Source organism: Pseudactinotalea terrae, from assembly GCF_009733845.1.
GTDB classification, from domain to species: domain Bacteria; phylum Actinomycetota; class Actinomycetes; order Actinomycetales; family Beutenbergiaceae; genus Pseudactinotalea; species Pseudactinotalea terrae.
Map to the genome: position 1 here is coordinate 766,821 of NZ_WNXZ01000001.1, position 15,600 is coordinate 782,420.

At 71.4% G+C, this 15,600-nt stretch carries 14 protein-coding genes; all 14 read right to left on the bottom strand.

Translation table 11 applies throughout. The annotated features are described in order from the left end of the window. Positions 1-22: 22 nt before the first annotated feature. The 14 genes from pyrF to GPA03_RS03600 all read right to left on the bottom strand — a co-directional run bounded on the left by pyrF (position 23) and on the right by GPA03_RS03600 (position 15,595). Positions 23-892 (bottom strand): orotidine-5'-phosphate decarboxylase, encoded by an 870-nt coding sequence (gene pyrF / locus GPA03_RS03535; protein WP_156250592.1) that lies wholly within the window; start codon positions 890-892, stop codon positions 23-25. After that, complete coding sequence (carB, locus tag GPA03_RS03540; protein ID WP_156250593.1) at positions 889-4,230, bottom strand: carbamoyl-phosphate synthase large subunit; 3,342 nt, start codon at positions 4,228-4,230, stop codon at positions 889-891. The genes pyrF and carB overlap by 4 nt, the downstream gene beginning before the upstream one ends. Beyond that, positions 4,230-5,411, bottom strand: a complete 1,182-nt coding sequence (gene carA, locus GPA03_RS03545; RefSeq protein WP_156250594.1) for a glutamine-hydrolyzing carbamoyl-phosphate synthase small subunit — start codon at positions 5,409-5,411, stop codon at positions 4,230-4,232. The genes carB and carA overlap by 1 nt, the downstream gene beginning before the upstream one ends. Further along, positions 5,411-5,875 (bottom strand): PH-like domain-containing protein, encoded by a 465-nt coding sequence (locus GPA03_RS03550; RefSeq protein ID WP_156250595.1) that lies wholly within the window; start codon positions 5,873-5,875, stop codon positions 5,411-5,413. Before GPA03_RS03550 ends, carA begins: the two co-directional genes overlap by 1 nt. Then, the gene (locus tag GPA03_RS03555) at positions 5,872-7,194 is read right to left on the bottom strand and encodes a dihydroorotase (protein WP_156250596.1); all 1,323 of its coding nucleotides are present in this window, start codon (positions 7,192-7,194) and stop codon (positions 5,872-5,874) included. The genes GPA03_RS03550 and GPA03_RS03555 overlap by 4 nt, the downstream gene beginning before the upstream one ends. Beyond that, complete coding sequence (locus GPA03_RS03560) at positions 7,194-8,165, bottom strand: aspartate carbamoyltransferase catalytic subunit (RefSeq protein WP_194239490.1); 972 nt, start codon at positions 8,163-8,165, stop codon at positions 7,194-7,196. Before GPA03_RS03560 ends, GPA03_RS03555 begins: the two co-directional genes overlap by 1 nt. Beyond that, the gene (gene pyrR, locus GPA03_RS03565) at positions 8,165-8,752 is read right to left on the bottom strand and encodes a bifunctional pyr operon transcriptional regulator/uracil phosphoribosyltransferase PyrR (protein WP_156250598.1); all 588 of its coding nucleotides are present in this window, start codon (positions 8,750-8,752) and stop codon (positions 8,165-8,167) included. Before pyrR ends, GPA03_RS03560 begins: the two co-directional genes overlap by 1 nt. A gap of 62 nt (positions 8,753-8,814) precedes the next feature. Further along, positions 8,815-10,200 carry a pyridoxal phosphate-dependent decarboxylase family protein gene (locus GPA03_RS03570; RefSeq protein ID WP_156250599.1) on the bottom strand — a complete coding sequence of 462 codons (1,386 nt, stop codon included), beginning with the start codon at positions 10,198-10,200 and terminating at the stop codon, positions 8,815-8,817. Positions 10,201-10,300: 100 nt separating this feature from the next. Then, entirely contained in the window at positions 10,301-11,311 is a 1,011-nt protein-coding gene (locus GPA03_RS22555) for a hypothetical protein (RefSeq protein ID WP_194239491.1), read from the bottom strand. Continuing rightward, positions 11,308-12,558 carry a zinc ribbon domain-containing protein gene (locus GPA03_RS03580; RefSeq protein ID WP_156250600.1) on the bottom strand — a complete coding sequence of 417 codons (1,251 nt, stop codon included), beginning with the start codon at positions 12,556-12,558 and terminating at the stop codon, positions 11,308-11,310. Before GPA03_RS03580 ends, GPA03_RS22555 begins: the two co-directional genes overlap by 4 nt. 123 nt (positions 12,559-12,681) lie before the next feature. Then, on the bottom strand, positions 12,682-14,034 hold the full coding sequence (locus GPA03_RS03585; protein WP_241681071.1) for an MFS transporter: 1,353 nt from the start codon (positions 14,032-14,034) through the stop codon (positions 12,682-12,684). Positions 14,035-14,062: 28 nt separating this feature from the next. Beyond that, positions 14,063-14,503 (bottom strand): transcription antitermination factor NusB, encoded by a 441-nt coding sequence (nusB, locus tag GPA03_RS03590; protein WP_156250601.1) that lies wholly within the window; start codon positions 14,501-14,503, stop codon positions 14,063-14,065. A 28-nt stretch (positions 14,504-14,531) separates the two neighbouring features. Continuing rightward, positions 14,532-15,089 (bottom strand): elongation factor P, encoded by a 558-nt coding sequence (gene efp, locus GPA03_RS03595; protein WP_156250602.1) that lies wholly within the window; start codon positions 15,087-15,089, stop codon positions 14,532-14,534. A gap of 59 nt (positions 15,090-15,148) precedes the next feature. Continuing rightward, complete coding sequence (locus GPA03_RS03600; protein WP_156250603.1) at positions 15,149-15,595, bottom strand: type II 3-dehydroquinate dehydratase; 447 nt, start codon at positions 15,593-15,595, stop codon at positions 15,149-15,151. Between the last annotated feature and the right edge of the window lie 5 nt (positions 15,596-15,600).

Here is a 15,600-nt window from a genome sequence, read left to right on the forward strand (position 1 = left end):
ATGCGCGGCCGGTGCGGCAACCTCAGCCGCGGCCGGTAGCCGCGGCGAGGTCCCCCGCGAGGCGCTTGGCCGCTTCGCGCAGGGCGCCGGCGTCCGGGCCCGCACGGAGCACGCTCCTGCTCGCGCTGGCAAGCACAGCGCCGACAGCGTCGCCGAACGTCGCCCGCAGATCCTCGGGGCGGCCACCCTGCTCGCCGATCCCAGGCGCCAGCAGCGGACCGCGGACCGCCGCGAGATCGGCACCGACCTCGGTCGCTGCCGCGCCGATCGTGGCCCCCGTGACGAGGCCGACCGTGCCGAGCCGTGCGCCGGCGGCGAGGTCCGGCTCGTTGTCGGCGGCCGCGTGCGCGGCGATCGTCGCGGCCACGCTGGCACCCGTGGCCGTTCTCGCGTGCTGCACCTCGGCGCCCTCCGGGTTCGAGGTCAGCGCGAGCACCAGCACGCCGCGCCCGGTCGCGCGCGCCTCCGCGATCGCCGGCGCGAGCGAGCCGTACCCGAGGAACGGCGACAGCGTCACGCAGTCCCCGGCCAGCGGCGACTCCTTCCCCAGGAAGGCGTCGGCGTACCCGTTCATCGTCGACCCGATGTCACCCCGCTTGGCATCGACGATGCAGAGCACACCTGCGGCGCGGCTCGCGGCGATCACCTCCTCGAGCACCGCGAACCCGGCACTCCCCCAGCGCTCGTAGAACGCCGCCTGCGGCTTCACGGCCGCCGCGTAGGGGCCGACGGCCTCCAGTGTGCGCAGGGCGAACTCACGAAGCCCTGTGACGCCGTCGGGAAGCCCCCACGCGGCCACGAGCCCGGGGTGCGGGTCGATCCCCACGCACAGCGGCCCCTGCGCGTCCATGGCGTCGGCCAGCCGGGTGCCGAAAGGTACGGCAGCGGTCATGCCTCGACGCCCGCCAGCTCGGTCTGCCGGGAGTCCCTGGCACGGTCGTGCTCCTGCAGCGAGATCACGTCGAAGGGACCGCGGCGCACCGCCTCGATCGCCTGCACCGCGGCGCTGAACTGCTGCATGGTCGTGACGATCGCACGGTCGGCTGCGGTGACCGCTGCGCGGATGTCGTAGCCGTCCGCGCGCGCCCCCTTGCTCCCCGGGGTGTTGATGACCATGTCGATCTCGCCGGCGTTGATGAGGTCGACGACGGTCGGCTCGCCGTTCGGTCCGCGGCCCTCGTACCCCTTGCGGACCTCGTCGGCCTGGATGCCGTTCCGGCGCAGCACGCTGGCCGTGCCGGCCGTCGCGATGATCCGGAACCCGAGCTCGACCAGGCGGGCGGTCGGCAGGATCACCGAGCGCTTGTCGCGGTCGGCGACCGAGACGAACACAGTGCCGCTGCTCGGCAGCCCACCGAACGCGGCAGCCTGCGACTTCGCGAACGCGAGCGGGAAGTCGACGTCGTAGCCCATCACCTCGCCCGTGGAGCGCATCTCCGGACCGAGCACCGTGTCGACCACGCTGCCGGCCGGCGTACGGAACCGCTTGAACGGCAGCACCGCCTCCTTGACGGCGATCGGGGCGGCCGGGTCGGAGGTCGAGGCATCGGCCTCGGGCAGGTGACCGGCGGCCCTGAGGTCGGCGATGCTCATCCCCGACATCAGCAGCGCGGCCGCCTTGGCCAGCGGCACACCGGTGGCCTTGGACACGAACGGAACGGTGCGGCTCGCGCGCGGGTTGGCCTCCAGCACGTAGAGCACGTCGGAGGACAGCGCGTACTGGATGTTGATGAGCCCGCGCACCCCCACGCCCGCGGCGATCGCCTCGGTCGAGGCGCGGATGCGGGCGACCATCGCGTCGGAGATCGTGACCGGCGGCAGCACGCACGCCGAGTCACCGGAGTGGATGCCGGCCTCCTCGATGTGCTCCATGACCCCACCGAGGAAGAGCTCCTCGCCGTCGTACAGGGCATCGACGTCGATCTCGATCGCCTGATCGAGGAATCGGTCCACCAGCACCGGCGCCGGCAGCACCGCGTGCACGCCTTCGTCGCCGGCGGGGAGCCCGCTCGCGCGGGAGATGTAGTCGACGAGCTGGGCGTCGTCGTACACGATCTCCATGCCGCGGCCGCCGAGCACATAGCTCGGCCGCACCAGGACCGGGTACCCCACCCGCTCGGCGACCTCGCGCGCCTGCGGCAGGGAGATCGCGGTGCCGAAAGCGGGCGCGGGCAGCCCGGCGCTCATCAGCACCTGACCGAACAGGCCGCGGTCCTCGGCCGCGTCGATCGCCTCGGGGGGCGTGCCCCAGATCGGGACGCCCGCGGACGCGAGCCGGTCGGCGAGCGAGAGCGGAGTCTGACCGCCGAGCTGCACGATCACACCGGCGACCGGACCCACCGCGAGCTCGGCGCGGTAGACCTCGTACACGTCCTCGAACGTCAGCGGCTCGAAGTACAGCCGGTCCGCGGTGTCGTAGTCGGTGGAGACCGTCTCGGGGTTGCAGTTGACCATCACGGTCTCGTACTGCTCCCGCAGCGCGAGTGTCGCGTGCACGCACGAGTAGTCGAACTCGATGCCCTGCCCGATACGGTTCGGGCCGGAGCCCAGGATCAGCACCGCGGGCCGATCGCGCGGCTGCACCTCGGTCTCGGAGTCGTAGCTGGAGTAGTGGTACGGCGTGCGCGCCTCGAACTCGGCCGCGCAGGTGTCCACGGTCTTGAAGACCGGCCGCAGCCCGTAGGCGTGGCGCATCTCGAGCACGGTCTGCTCCCCCACGCCACGGATCTCGCCGATCTGCACGTCGGAGAAGCCGTGGCGCTTGGCCACCCGGAGCGTCTCGACGTCGAGCGTCGGCGCCTGCTGGAGGCGGTCCGCGACCTCCTGGAGCAGGAACAGCTGGTCGAGGAACCAGGGGTCGATCGCCGTCGCCTCGAAGATCTCCTCGAGGCGGGCGCCGCCACGGATCGCCTGCTGCAGGTCGAGGAGCCGATGCTCGGTGGGCGTGCGGATCGACTCGAGCAATGCTGCCGTGGTCTCGGCATCCGGTGCCTTCCCGCGCCAGTGGAACGAGCTGCTGGCGGTGTCGAGCGAGCGCAGCGCCTTCTGCAGCGCCTCGGTGAAGTTCCGGCCGAGCGCCATCGCCTCACCGACGCTCTTCATCGTCGTCGTCAGCCTCGCGTCGGCGGCCGGGAACTTCTCGAACGCGAACCGGGGCACCTTGACGACGACGTAGTCGAGCGTGGGCTCGAAGCTCGCGGGGGTGGAGCCCGTGATGTCGTTGGGGATCTCGTCGAGGGTGTATCCGATCGCGAGCCGTGCGGCGATCTTCGCGATCGGGAACCCGGTGGCCTTCGACGCCAGCGCCGAGGAGCGCGAGACCCGCGGGTTCATCTCGATGACGACGACCCGCCCGGTCTCGGGGTGGATGGCGAACTGGATGTTGCAGCCGCCGGTGTCCACGCCGACCTCGCGGATGACCGCGATGCCCACGTCGCGCAGCTTCTGGTACTCGCGGTCGGTCAGCGTCAGCGCGGGCGCCACGGTGATCGAGTCGCCGGTGTGCACGCCGACCGGGTCGACGTTCTCGATCGAGCAGACCACCACGACGTTGTCGGCCTTGTCGCGCATCAGCTCGAGCTCGTACTCCTTCCAGCCGAGGATCGACTCCTCCAGCAGCACCTCGGTGGTCGGCGAGTAGTGCAGCCCGGCACCGGCGATCTGACGCAGCTCGGCCTCGTCGAACGCGATGCCTGAACCCAGTCCGCCCATCGTGAACGAGGGCCGGACCACGACCGGGTAGCCGAGCTCCTCGACAGCGCCCAGGCAGTCCTCCATCGAGTGGCAGATCGCCGAGCGGGCCGACTCGGCGCCGCAGCGCTCGACGACGCCCTTGAACTGCTCGCGGTCCTCGGCGAGGTTGATCGCCTCGATGTTCGCGCCGATCAGCTCGACGCCGTAGCGCTCGAGCACGCCGCGCTCGTCCATCGCGATCGCGGCGTTGAGCGCGGTCTGGCCGCCCAGCGTGGGCAGCAGCGCATCGGGCCGCTCCTTGGCGATGATCGACTCGATGACGTCAGGCGTGATCGGCTCGACGTAGGTGGCGTCGGCGAACTCCGGGTCCGTCATGATCGTCGCCGGGTTGGAGTTCACGAGGATGACGCGCATGCCCTCCTCGCGCAGCACCCGGCAGGCCTGGGTGCCGGAGTAGTCGAACTCGGCGGCCTGCCCGATGACGATCGGGCCGGACCCGATGACGAGGACGCTGGTGATATCGGTGCGGCGGGGCATCAGCTGGTGCTCTTTCCGGAGATCAGGTCGACGAAGCGGTCGAAGAGGTACGCGGCGTCGTGCGGGCCGGCCGCGGCCTCGGGGTGGTACTGGACCGAGAAGGCGGGGATGTCGAGGCAGCGCAGACCCTCGACCACGTCGTCGTTGAGGCCGACGTGCGAGACGACCACGCGGCCGTAGCGGCCGCCGTCAAAAGGCGCCGTGACGGGGTCTCCGATAGGAGCGTCGACGGCGAACCCGTGGTTCTGGGAGGTGATCTCCACCTTGCCCGTGAGCAGGTCCTTGACCGGCTGGTTGATGCCGCGGTGGCCGAAGGTGAGCTTGTAGGTGCCGAGTCCCAGCGCACGGCCGAGGATCTGGTTCCCGAAGCAGATCCCGAAGTACGGGATCTTGCGGTCGAGCACCTCCCGCAGCAGCGCCACCTCGTGCACCGAGGCCTCGGGGTCGCCCGGTCCGTTGGAGAAGAACACGCCGTCCGGCTCGACCGCCAGCACGTCCTCGATCGTCGAGGTGGAGGGCAGCACGTGCACCTCGACGCCGCGCTCGGCGAGCCGCTGCGGCGTCATGGCCTTGATGCCGAGGTCGACCGCCGCCACCGTCGCGATGGGCGCCTTGCCCTCGAACGGGCCTGCCGGCGGCACCACGTAGGCGGACGCGGTGGTCACCTCGCGCGCGAGGTCGGCTCCCACCATCGACGGCGCTGAGCGCACCTTCTCGAGCAGCTCCGCCTCCCCGTGCTCTCCAGGAAGGGTGGGCAGCGCGTCCCCGGAGAAGATGCCGGCTCGCATCGCGCCGCGATCGCGCAGGCGCTTGGTGAGGGCTCGGGTGTCGACGTCGCAGATGCCGACGACGCCCTGCTCGGCGAGCTCGTCCTCCAGCTCGCGCGTGGACCGCCAGCTGGAGGCCCGGCGCGCGGGGTCGCGGACCACGTAGCCTGCGACCCAGATCTGCCGGGACTCGGGGTCCTCGTCGTTGACGCCGGTGTTGCCGATGTGCGGCGCCGTCATGACCACGATCTGCCGGTGGTAGGAGGGGTCGGTGAGGGTCTCCTGGTAGCCGGTCATGCCGGTGGAGAACACGATCTCGCCCACGGTCGCTCCGCGCGCACCGTAGGCGCGTCCACGCAGCACGTAGCCGTCCTCGAGGACGACCAGTGCGGTCTCGGGTGCGGTGGTGGTCATCAGACTCCCTGGTTCTCGATGAGAGCGGTCACGCGTTGTGCGAGCCGGTCACGTTCTGCGTCGTTGCGCATCCGGATCCCGGTCTCGAGCTCGTACCCGCCGTGGGTCCACTGGATGATCACGAGCGAGGACGTCGTGCGCACACCGTCGAGCTTGACGGTGGGGATGAACAGCTTGGTGGCGCGACGGCGGTCCATGAGCACCCCGTCGGTCCGTACGACCACGATCGCGGTCCCGCGCCTGTCGAGGCCGCGGGCGACCACCTTCTGGTCGTAGTCGCCCTTGACGCTCGTGACGACGTACTCCCCCTCGAGCCCGTGGTCGGCCCCGCCCGCGGGGATCTTGGGCAGCGCGGGGATGTTCGGGCCCTCCTGCGGTGCCGGCGCGAGCACGGTCTTGCGGAGCAACGAGAACACGAGCAGTCCGACCAGGACGACGGCGAGGACGATCCAGACGACCTTCATGCGCCCACCTCGATCGGCTCGCCGGCCAGCACCGTGGCCCGGCCGCCGTAGAACGTGGCGACGACCCGACCCGGCAGCTCTCGTCCCGCGAAGGGCGTGTTGTCGCTCGCGGTCCGCAGCGCGCGCGGGACCACAGGCCAGCGGGCATCCGGGTCCACCAGCGTCAGGTGCGCAGGCTCGCCGACGGCGAGGGGTCGCCCCTGGTCCGCGACGCGCCCGATCGCGGCGGGAGCGGCCGACATCGTGCGTGCGACGTCTTCCCAGCCGAACTCGACGTCGTCGGCCAGCACCATCGACTCGATCACAACCGAGAGGGCGGTCTCCAGCCCGGTCATGCCGAACGCGGCGGCGTCGAACTCGCAGTCCTTGTCCTCGCTGGGGTGCGGCGCGTGGTCGGTGGCGACGATGTCGATGGTGCCGTCGGCCAGGCCCTGCCGCACCGCCAGCACATCGGCAGCCGTGCGCAGCGGCGGGTTGACCTTGAACTGAGGGTCGTAGCCCCGCACGGTCTCGTCGGTCAGCAGCAGGTGGTGTGGCGTGACCTCGGCGGTGACCTGGATGCCACGGGCCTTGGCCCAGCGCACGATGTCCACGCTGCCGGCGGTCGACAGGTGGCAGATGTGCACGCGAGAGCCCACGTGCTCGGCGAGCAGCACGTCCCGCGCGATGATCGACTCCTCCGCCACCGCGGGCCAGCCGGTGAGCCCGAGCTCGGCGGAGACCTCACCCTCGTTCATCACGGCGCCCGTCGTGAGGCGGGGCTCCTGCGCGTGCTGGGCGATCACGCCGTCGAAGGCCTTGACGTACTCGAGAGCCCGCCGCATGAGGACCGGGTCGTCGACGCACACGCCGTCGTCGGAGAAGACCCGGACGGCGGCGGCCGAGTCGGCCATCGCGCCCAGCTCGGCGAGGCGCTCGCCCCCCAGTCCGACCGTGACGGCACCCACGGGGCGCACGTCGACCCAACCGGCGTCGCGGCCCAGGCGCCACACCTGCTCGACCACCCCGGCGGTGTCGGAGACCGGCATGGTGTTCGCCATCGCGTGCACGCAGGTGAAGCCACCCAGTGCGGCTGCGCGGGTGCCGGACCAGACGGTCTCGGCGTCCTCCCGCCCGGGCTCGCGCAGGTGGGTGTGCAGGTCGACGAGGCCGGGCAGCGCGATCAGACCGGTCGCGTCGAGGGCGACGGCATCGCTCGACCCGTCGGCAGCGTCGGCCCCGAGCGCGGCGATCACGCCGTCGCGCAGCAGCAGGCTCGTGCTCGTGCCGTCGGGCAGCGTGACCCCGCGGATCAGGTAGTTGCGCGTGGTGCTCGTCATCAGGCAGCCCCTCCTGTCGCGCCCTCGGACCCTCCGAGAAGCATGTAGAGCACGGCCATCCGGACCGCGACACCGTTGGTGACCTGCTCCAGGATCACCGCCTGGGCCGAGTCCGCCGCCTCCGCCGAGATCTCCAGGCCGCGGTTCATCGGGCCCGGGTGCATCACCAGCGCGTCCGGGCCGAGCGCGGCCAGTCGGTTGCGGTCGAGACCGAACTTGCGGGAGTACTCCTGCGGCGAGGGGAAGAACCCGCCGCCCGCCGCACTCATCCGCTCCCGCTGCACACGCAGCATCATGATCGCGTCCACGCCCTGGGCGATCGCGCCGTCCAGGTCGTAGGACACCGCGCAGGGCCACCGGTCGACGCCGACCGGCAGCAGCGTGGGCGGGCTCACCAGGGTGACGTGGGCGCCGAGCGTGTGCAGCAGGTCCACGTTGGACCGCGCCACCCGCGAGTGCAGCACGTCGCCCACCACGAGCACCCGGAACCCGGACAGGTCGGCACCTCCTGCGTTCTCGCCCTGCAGATGGCGGCGCATCGTGTACGCGTCCAGCAGCGCCTGCGTGGGGTGCTGGTGCTTGCCGTCACCGGCGTTGATGACCGGTGCGTCGATCCAGCCGGAGGTGGCGAGCCGGTAGGGGGCGCCCGAGGCGGCGTGCCGGATGATCACGCCGTCGGCGCCCATCGCCTGCAGCGTCTGCGCCGTGTCCTTGAGGGACTCGCCCTTGGAGACGCTGGATCCCTTGGCGGAGAAGTTGATGACATCCGCCGAGAGCCGCTTCGCGGCGGCCTCGAACGAGATCCGGGTCCGGGTCGAGTCCTCGAAGAACAGATTGACGATCGTCTTGCCCCGCAACGGCGGGAGCTTCTTGATCTCGCGCTGCTGGGTGGCGGCCATGGTCGCCGCGGTGTCGAGGATCGCCACGGCCTCGTCGTGGCTGAGGTCCTTGGCCGAGAGCAGGTGGCGCATCAGACGTCCTCCCCGATGGTGCGGTCGATCGCGACCTCGTCGACGCCGTCGATCTCCGCCAGGCGGACCCGCACGTGCTCGGCGGCGGCCGTCGGCAGGTTCTTGCCCACGTAGTCGGGGCGGATCGGCAGCTCGCGGTGGCCGCGGTCCACCAGCACGGCGAGCTGGATCGCGCGCGGCCGTCCCACGTCGGAGACCGCGTCGAGCGCAGCCCGGACCGTGCGGCCCGAGAACAGCACGTCGTCGACCAGCACGACGATCTTGTCGTCGACGCCAGCAGGCGGAATCGTGGTCGGCTCGATCGCGCGCACCGGGTGGCGGCGCAGGTCGTCGCGGTGCAACGTGATGTCGATGCTGCCGACGACGTCGGCGAGCGGGTCGGTGCGCTCGTCCGCCTGCAGCACGCGTTCACCGAGGCGGCGCGCGAGGTCGGCGCCACGGGTCGGGATCCCGAGCAGCACGACATCGGCCGAGCCGTTGTTGCGCTCGATGATCTCGTGAGCGATGCGCGTCAGCGCGCGGGAGATGTCGCTCGAGTCGAGGACGACGCGTTCGGTGCCCGAGCGCGCGGGGGTGCCAGAAGTCATCCGGCTTCCTCCTTCCCCGCCTCACAGGACGGGCTTAAAGGTGGTGGTGGCCGGGTCCGAGGTTACCCGACGGCGGAGGCGTCCGGGTCGATCACCGCGGCCAGGAGCCGGGCGAGGAGGGTGGGAGATTGATCACGCGGCAACGACTCGAGCGTCGCCATCACCCCGGCGAGCCGATCGGGCAACCCGGTCTCGGCCACCTGGGCGACCAGTGCGAGGTCGGGTTGTGGTGGTGCTACCCCACGGACCTCATCGGCAGCCGCAGCGATCGCGCCGCCGAGCTCGTCGACGATGTCGAGGGACACGGGGGTGAGGGTGGCGTGCGCCGAGCGCGGCAGGAGGCTGCCGTCGGGCTGCGTGAACGCCGGCTGCGCCTGCAGCAGGAAGCCGCGCGCGCGGACGGCATCCACCAGCAGGAAGGGATCCACGCCGCCCTCGCCGCTCGAGGTCAGTGCGAGCAGCGGTCCGGTGGGGGTGCCGAGCACCGAGAGCCCCTCGATCCTCTCGACCACGCTGCGCAGCCTCGTGGTGGCCTCGGCGGTGCGACGCACCAGCTCCGCGTAGCCGTCGTGCCCCAGCGCCCTCGTGAGGGCCCACGCCGCGGCCAAAGCTGTCGCGGACCGGCTCCCGAGCACGGTTGGGTTCACGACCGGGTAGCCGGGCCACGACGACGTCGCGAAGTACTGCGCCAGGTGGCGCTCCCGACCCCGGTAGAGCACCACCGACGCACCCTTGGGCGTGTACCCGTACTTGTGCAGGTCTGCCGAGATCGACGTCACACCGGGAAGCCTGAAGTCCCAGGGCGGCGGGGCGTCCGGCCACCACGGCAGCACGAGTCCCCCGACGCAGGCATCGACGTGCAGGTCGACGCCCCGTTCCGCGCAGCCCGCGGCGATCGCCTCGATCGGGTCGAGCGTCCCGGTCGGATAGCTCGGCGCGCTGACGACCGCCAGCGCCAGGTCCTCGCGGTGCTCGTCGACGACCGCGAGGAACCGCGCGGCGTCGACCGCGCCGCCGGGCTCGACCGGGACCTCGAGAAGGTCGAGCCCCAGGTAGGCGGCCGCCTTCCGGAAGGCGGGGTGCGCCGTCGTCGGCATCACCAACCCAGCGCGGGCGGCGCCCGAGCGGTCGCGGGCGGACTTGACCGCCAGCAGGCACGATTCCGTCCCGCCCGAGGTCACCGAGCCGACGACGTCCTCGTCGCCGTGCAGGGCGCCGCGGACGAACCGGACCAGGTCGCGCTCCAGCACCGCGACCGAGGTGAACGTGGTCGGGTCCAGACCGTTGACCGGCTGGAACAGCGCCGCCGCCTCCCGCGCCAGGACGTCCAGGTCGGAGCGCCCGCTGTCGTAGACGTAGGACAGCACCCGACCGCCGTGCGTGGGCGGGTCCGCCGCCCGCAGCTCGCGCAGCTGCTCGAGGATCTCGCGGTCGGCGCCGTCGCTCATGACGCACCACCTTGGCACAGCAGCAGACGCTCCGGGATGCGACGGGCCGCGGCGCCCCGGGAGGACTCGCCGCGGCCCGCCGATGACGCGGCCGGTCAGATCACATCGTCTGCAGGATCGAGGTCGCCATCTCCCCGTAGTCGGCGTTCAGGCGGTCGATGTCCACCGCGTCCGGGAAGTAGAACGCCGTGGACAGCGTGATCAGACCGTCCGCCTCACGTGCGATCACCGTGGTGAAGGCCTGCACCCGGACCGAACCCGACGAGTCCGAGGCCGTCCACGCTGCGCTCTGCTGCACCCCTTCGTAGCCGTCACCGACGTCGATGGCCTGCGGCTCACCGATCTCCCCGTCGGCGCCCGACTCTGCCAGCTGTTCCATGTAGCCCTGCGCCAGATCGCTCGGACCGACGTAGGACTCCGGCAGGAACGCCTCACCGTAGAAGTCCGAGGTGCCGTCGGACAGCACCACCACACCGGCGTCGGTCCTGACCTCCGACCAGCCCGGTGCGGGCACGACCGCGACGCCGTGGTCGATCGCGATCGCGTCGCCCGAGGGCGGCGTCGTCGGGTCGTCGGTGGTCGGGTCCGTGGTCGGGTCGTCGGTGGTCGGGTCCGTGGTCGGGTCGTCGGTGGTCGGGTCGTCCGTCGGGTCCTCGGTGGGCGGGGCGGAGGTCCCTTCGGTGGGGCCGACGGTCGGGTCCTCGCCGCCGCCCCCGGCGAGTCGGGTGATACCGAACACGAGCAGGACCACGAGCACCAGCGCACCGATGCCGAGCCCGATCATCTTGCCGTTGCTGTTCTTGCGCGGCGGTGGATAGCCGCCGCCCCCGTAGCCCTGCTGCGGGTGACCCGGCTGACCGTAGCCACCGTGGGGCGCCCCGTACCCGGGCTGCTGGGCCGGCGGGAACCCCTGCGGCGGCACCTGAGGTGCGCCGTAGCCCGGCTGCTGCGGCTGCTGAGGGGCGCCGTAGCCCGGCTGCTGCGGAGCGCCATATCCGGGCTGCTGGGGTGCTCCGTAGCCCGGCTGCTGCGGCTGGTGCGGAGCGCCGTAGCCGGGCTGCTGCTGTCCCTGCGGAGCGCCGTGCCCCGGCTGTCCCTGCTGGTCGCTCACTTCTGCTCCCCCTCGGTCGTCGTGGTGGCACTCGGGGCAGGCGAGGCGGATGGCGCTGGCGATCCTGCACCCACCGGTTGCGCGAGCGCCGTCTGGCCGTCCTTGGCGCGTGCGCGCGAGCTCGCGCCGCACGCGCTGCAGAACGAGGATCCGAGGATCATCGGCATCTCGCACTGCGCACAGAACTGCTGCTCCGCCTGCGGCAGCGGCGCCCCGGCCTGTGCCGCTTGTGCGGCCTCGAGCGCGGCCTCCAGCAGGCCGACGTGCAGGATGCGCCGCATCCGGATCACGAGGACGCCGAGGATCAGCAACCCCCAGACGATGCTGAGCACCACGCTGAGCGTGGCGTTCTCGAGGTTGCTGAACAGCTGGATGCCGCCGAAGTAGAGGACGTTCGCCAGGATCGCCTCGGCGACGCCGCGGAAGTAACGAGGCGTGAAACCGTCGTACCCGCGGCCGAGACCGGAGAACTCGGCGCACGCGATCCCGGAGGCGGTGCCGATCACGAGCGGCTTGACGAAGCCCTCGAGGAAGATCAGCGACATCCACAGTCCGGGATCGATCTCGCGCGTGAAGCCACCGGTGAGCAGCTCCCAGTGCCGTACGAGGGTGTCGGCGGTCGCGAAGGCGACACCCGAGATCACCCCGAAGCTGGCGCCGTCGAGAAGGTCGTCGAAGCGGGGCCGGCTCGCGAGGAACACCGGACCGACCTGCCGGATGATCTCGCCCACGACGGGCACGAGCACCGCGGCCACGAGCAGACCCGCGAGGTTGACGCTGCTGACGGCGGCACCCTGGCCCGCACCGCTGCCGCCAGGGCTCGCCGTGCCGATGCCCACGAACCACAGCATCGTGAACCCGAGCCCGAGCACGAAGGTGAGCAAGAACGCCATCACGGTCACCTGGACCGGGTTGTCGTCCCACAGGTTCACGTCGTACAGGTACATGATGTAGACGACCGGGATCGCGAACGCCGCCACCAGCACGGCGAGCGGCACGGCGCCGAAGCAGGCGGCGAGCAGCGCGATCACCAGCGCCACCACGAGCGTGATCCGGTAGGTCTGGCCACGCTGGCCAGAGCCCCGAGGCATGATCGTCGACACGATCGCGAACGAGGCGACCGGTTCATCGGGCTTGACGGCGAAGTGCTGCTGACGCGACTCTGCCGAGCTGCGGACATCACGGCCGCACGTGTGGCAGTAGTGCGCGACGTCAGGTAGCGGGGTATGACACTGCGGGCATTCCATGCGATCTCCTGCGACGGACGGAGCCGGCCTGGCTACGAGGGAGGTCGTGCACGGGATCGTCCCGAGCACGACGCTTATCGTGGCGGAGGGCGGCACCTGGCGCAATGCGAACGCGCGCTCACCTCAGCCAGGGACCTGTTCGTTATGGACTCGTAACCTCGCGAGCGGCACCACCGAGGCCAGGGCGAGCAGGGCGGGGACGAGGCTGAACGTGATCACGACGCCCCACAGCGCCGCTCCCGGCTGAGCCACCACCACGCTGCTCGTGCGGGAGACGAACCCGGTCACGGCGAGCACACCGAGCACGAGCGCCGGTCCCAGCGCCAGTCCCGCGGTCTCTCCCGCGGTCCAGACGCCGGCGATCACTCCCGCACGGTCCTTGCCGTGGGCGCGGGCGTCGAGATCGATCACATCGGGCAGCAGTGCGAGCGGGTACAGCTGCATGCCGGCGTACGCCACGCCTGCCAGCCCCACGCAACCGAACACCCAGCCGCCCGGCATCGGGCGGGCGAGCACCAACGCGGACGTGGCGAGCACGAACACGACCGTCGAGCCCAGCAGCGCTCGCCGCTTCCCGATCCGGTCCGCCACCCGCCGAGCCAGAGGCATCACCAGCAGCGCCGGTGCCACCAGCGCCACGAACAAGCCGGTCAGCGCGCTCTCGTCGCCGAGCGTGTAGGTCGCCACGTACTGCGCCGCACCGAGCATCGCGCCGGTCGCCAGCGCCTGCAGCACGAACGCTGCGAGCAGCAGCCGCAGCGCGGCCGACTCCCGCAACGCGCTCAGCCCGGCGCGGAAGCCGCCGTCACCGCTCGACGGCGGGACACGCCCGGCGACCCCGACCTCGCCACCGCGTGTGGTCAGGACGGCGGCCAGGGCCATGCCCGCGCCGATCACGAGGGCGGTCACGATCCCCATCGCGAGGTAACCGGGGCGCCCGCCACCCATGGCGGTACGCAGCTCGGGGCCACCGGCACCGAACGCGAGGATGGCGATCGCCAGCACCGCGATCCTGGGCGCCACCAGCCGGGTGCGCGCGGACGGCGTCGAGGCCAGCTCCGCCGGGAGCGCGATGTAGGGCACCTGGAACACCGAGAACGCCGTGGTTGCCAGCAGGAACGCGACGACAACCCACACGGCGGCCGCGCCGCCGTCGAGGCCGCCCGGCACGGCGAACACGAGCGCGAAGCACACCGGCAGCAGCACCGCCCCGGCGAGCAGGAAGGCGCGGCGGGAGCCCCGCCGTCGAGCGCTCGCATCGCTGGCCCGCCCGATGATCGGGTCGACGATCACGTCCCAGATCTTCGGCAGGGTGACCGCCAGGCCCGCCAGCCCGGCCGCGACACCGAGGGTGTCCGTGAGGTAGTAGGCGAGCACCAGCCCCGGCAGCGTGCCGAAGCCGCCGGTCCCGACCGACCCCAGGGCATACCCGACCACCACACGCCGCGACGGTGCGGTGACACTCTCGTTGCTCACCGGCCTCCTCGCGGCAGCAGCCGCCCGATCAGTCGAGCAGCGTGGCCTTGAGGCTAGCGAGCCTGCCGAGGAGCCCGTTGATGAACGTCGGCGAGTCGTCGGTGGAGAGCTCGCGAGCGAGCTCGATCGCCTCGTCGATCGCGACGGCGTCCGGTACCTCGTCGTTGTACAGGAGCTCCCAGGTGCTCACACGGAGGATCGCGCGGTCCACGGCCGGCATCCGCTCCAGGGTCCACCCCTGCGAGTAGGTGCTCAGCGCCTCGTCGATGGCGGGCAGCCGCTCGGTCACGCCCTCGACGAGGCTCACCGAGTACTCCGGCAACGACGTCTGCGTGCCCGGCTGCACCAACCGCTCGGCCAGCACTGCCGCGAGCGTACGCACCACCGGCACAGCCGTGCTCAGAGCCCGCTGGTCGGCCTCGTAGACGACGTCGATCGCGCGCTTGCGCGCCTTGGTCCGCGCACCCACCTGCCGGCCTCCTGCTCTCGCCCTGGCCTCAGGCCCGGCCGAGGTAGTCGCCGGTGCGGGTGTCGACCTTGACCTTGGTGCCGGTCTCGAGGAACAGCGGGACCTGGATCTCGTAGCCGGTCTCGATGGTGGCGGGCTTGGTGCCGGCCGAGGAGCGGTCGCCCTGGAGCCCCGGCTCGGTGTAGGTGATCTCCATGACCACCGAGGCCGGCATCTCGACGTAGAGCGCCACGCCCTCGTGCATCGCGACGATCAGCTGCTGACCCTCGAGGAGGAAGTTGGCAGCGGTGCCGACCACGTCTGCGGGGATCGTGATCTGCTCGTAGTCGGCGACGTCCATGAAGACGTAGCCCTCGCCGTCGTTGTACAGGTACTGGTAGTCACGCCGGTCGACGTTCGCCGTCTCGACCTTGACGCCCGCGTTGAAGGTCTTGGCGACCAGCTTGCCGTTCGTCACGCCCTTGAGCTTGGTCCGCACGAACGCGGGGCCCTTGCCAGGCTTGACGTGCTGGAACTCCACGACGGACCAGAGCTGTCCGTCGATGTTGAGAACCATGCCGTTCTTCAGGTCGTTGGTCGATGCCACGCGTGTTCCGTTCCTGTCCGTGAAGCCCCGTGAAACTGCGGCCCTCAGGGTAACGGTAGTCAGGCGCCCCGCGCGCCGACCAACGCCTGCAGCGCCAGCCGGTAGGAGTCGGGGCCGAACCCCGCGACGGTGCCGGTGGCCACGCCCGCGACCACCGAGGTGTGGCGGAAACGCTCGCGGGCGGCCGGGTTCGTCAGGTGCACCTCGACCAGTCGGCAGCCGCCCGTGGTGACCTGCGCCACGGCGTCACGCAACGCGTACGAGTAGTGCGTGAACGCAGCCGGGTTGAGCACCACGTCCTGGCGCGCGTCGACGGCGCCGTGGAGCCAGCCGACCAGCGTCGCCTCGTCGTCGGTCTGGCGGACCTCGACGGCGAGGCCCAGCTCGGTCCCCCACCGGACGACGGTCTCGGCGAGCGTGGGCGCGTCGAGCGCGCCGTACACATCGGGCTCGCGTGTGCCGAGCCTGCCGAGGTTGGGACCGTTGAGGACGAGGACGTCAGTCACGGTTC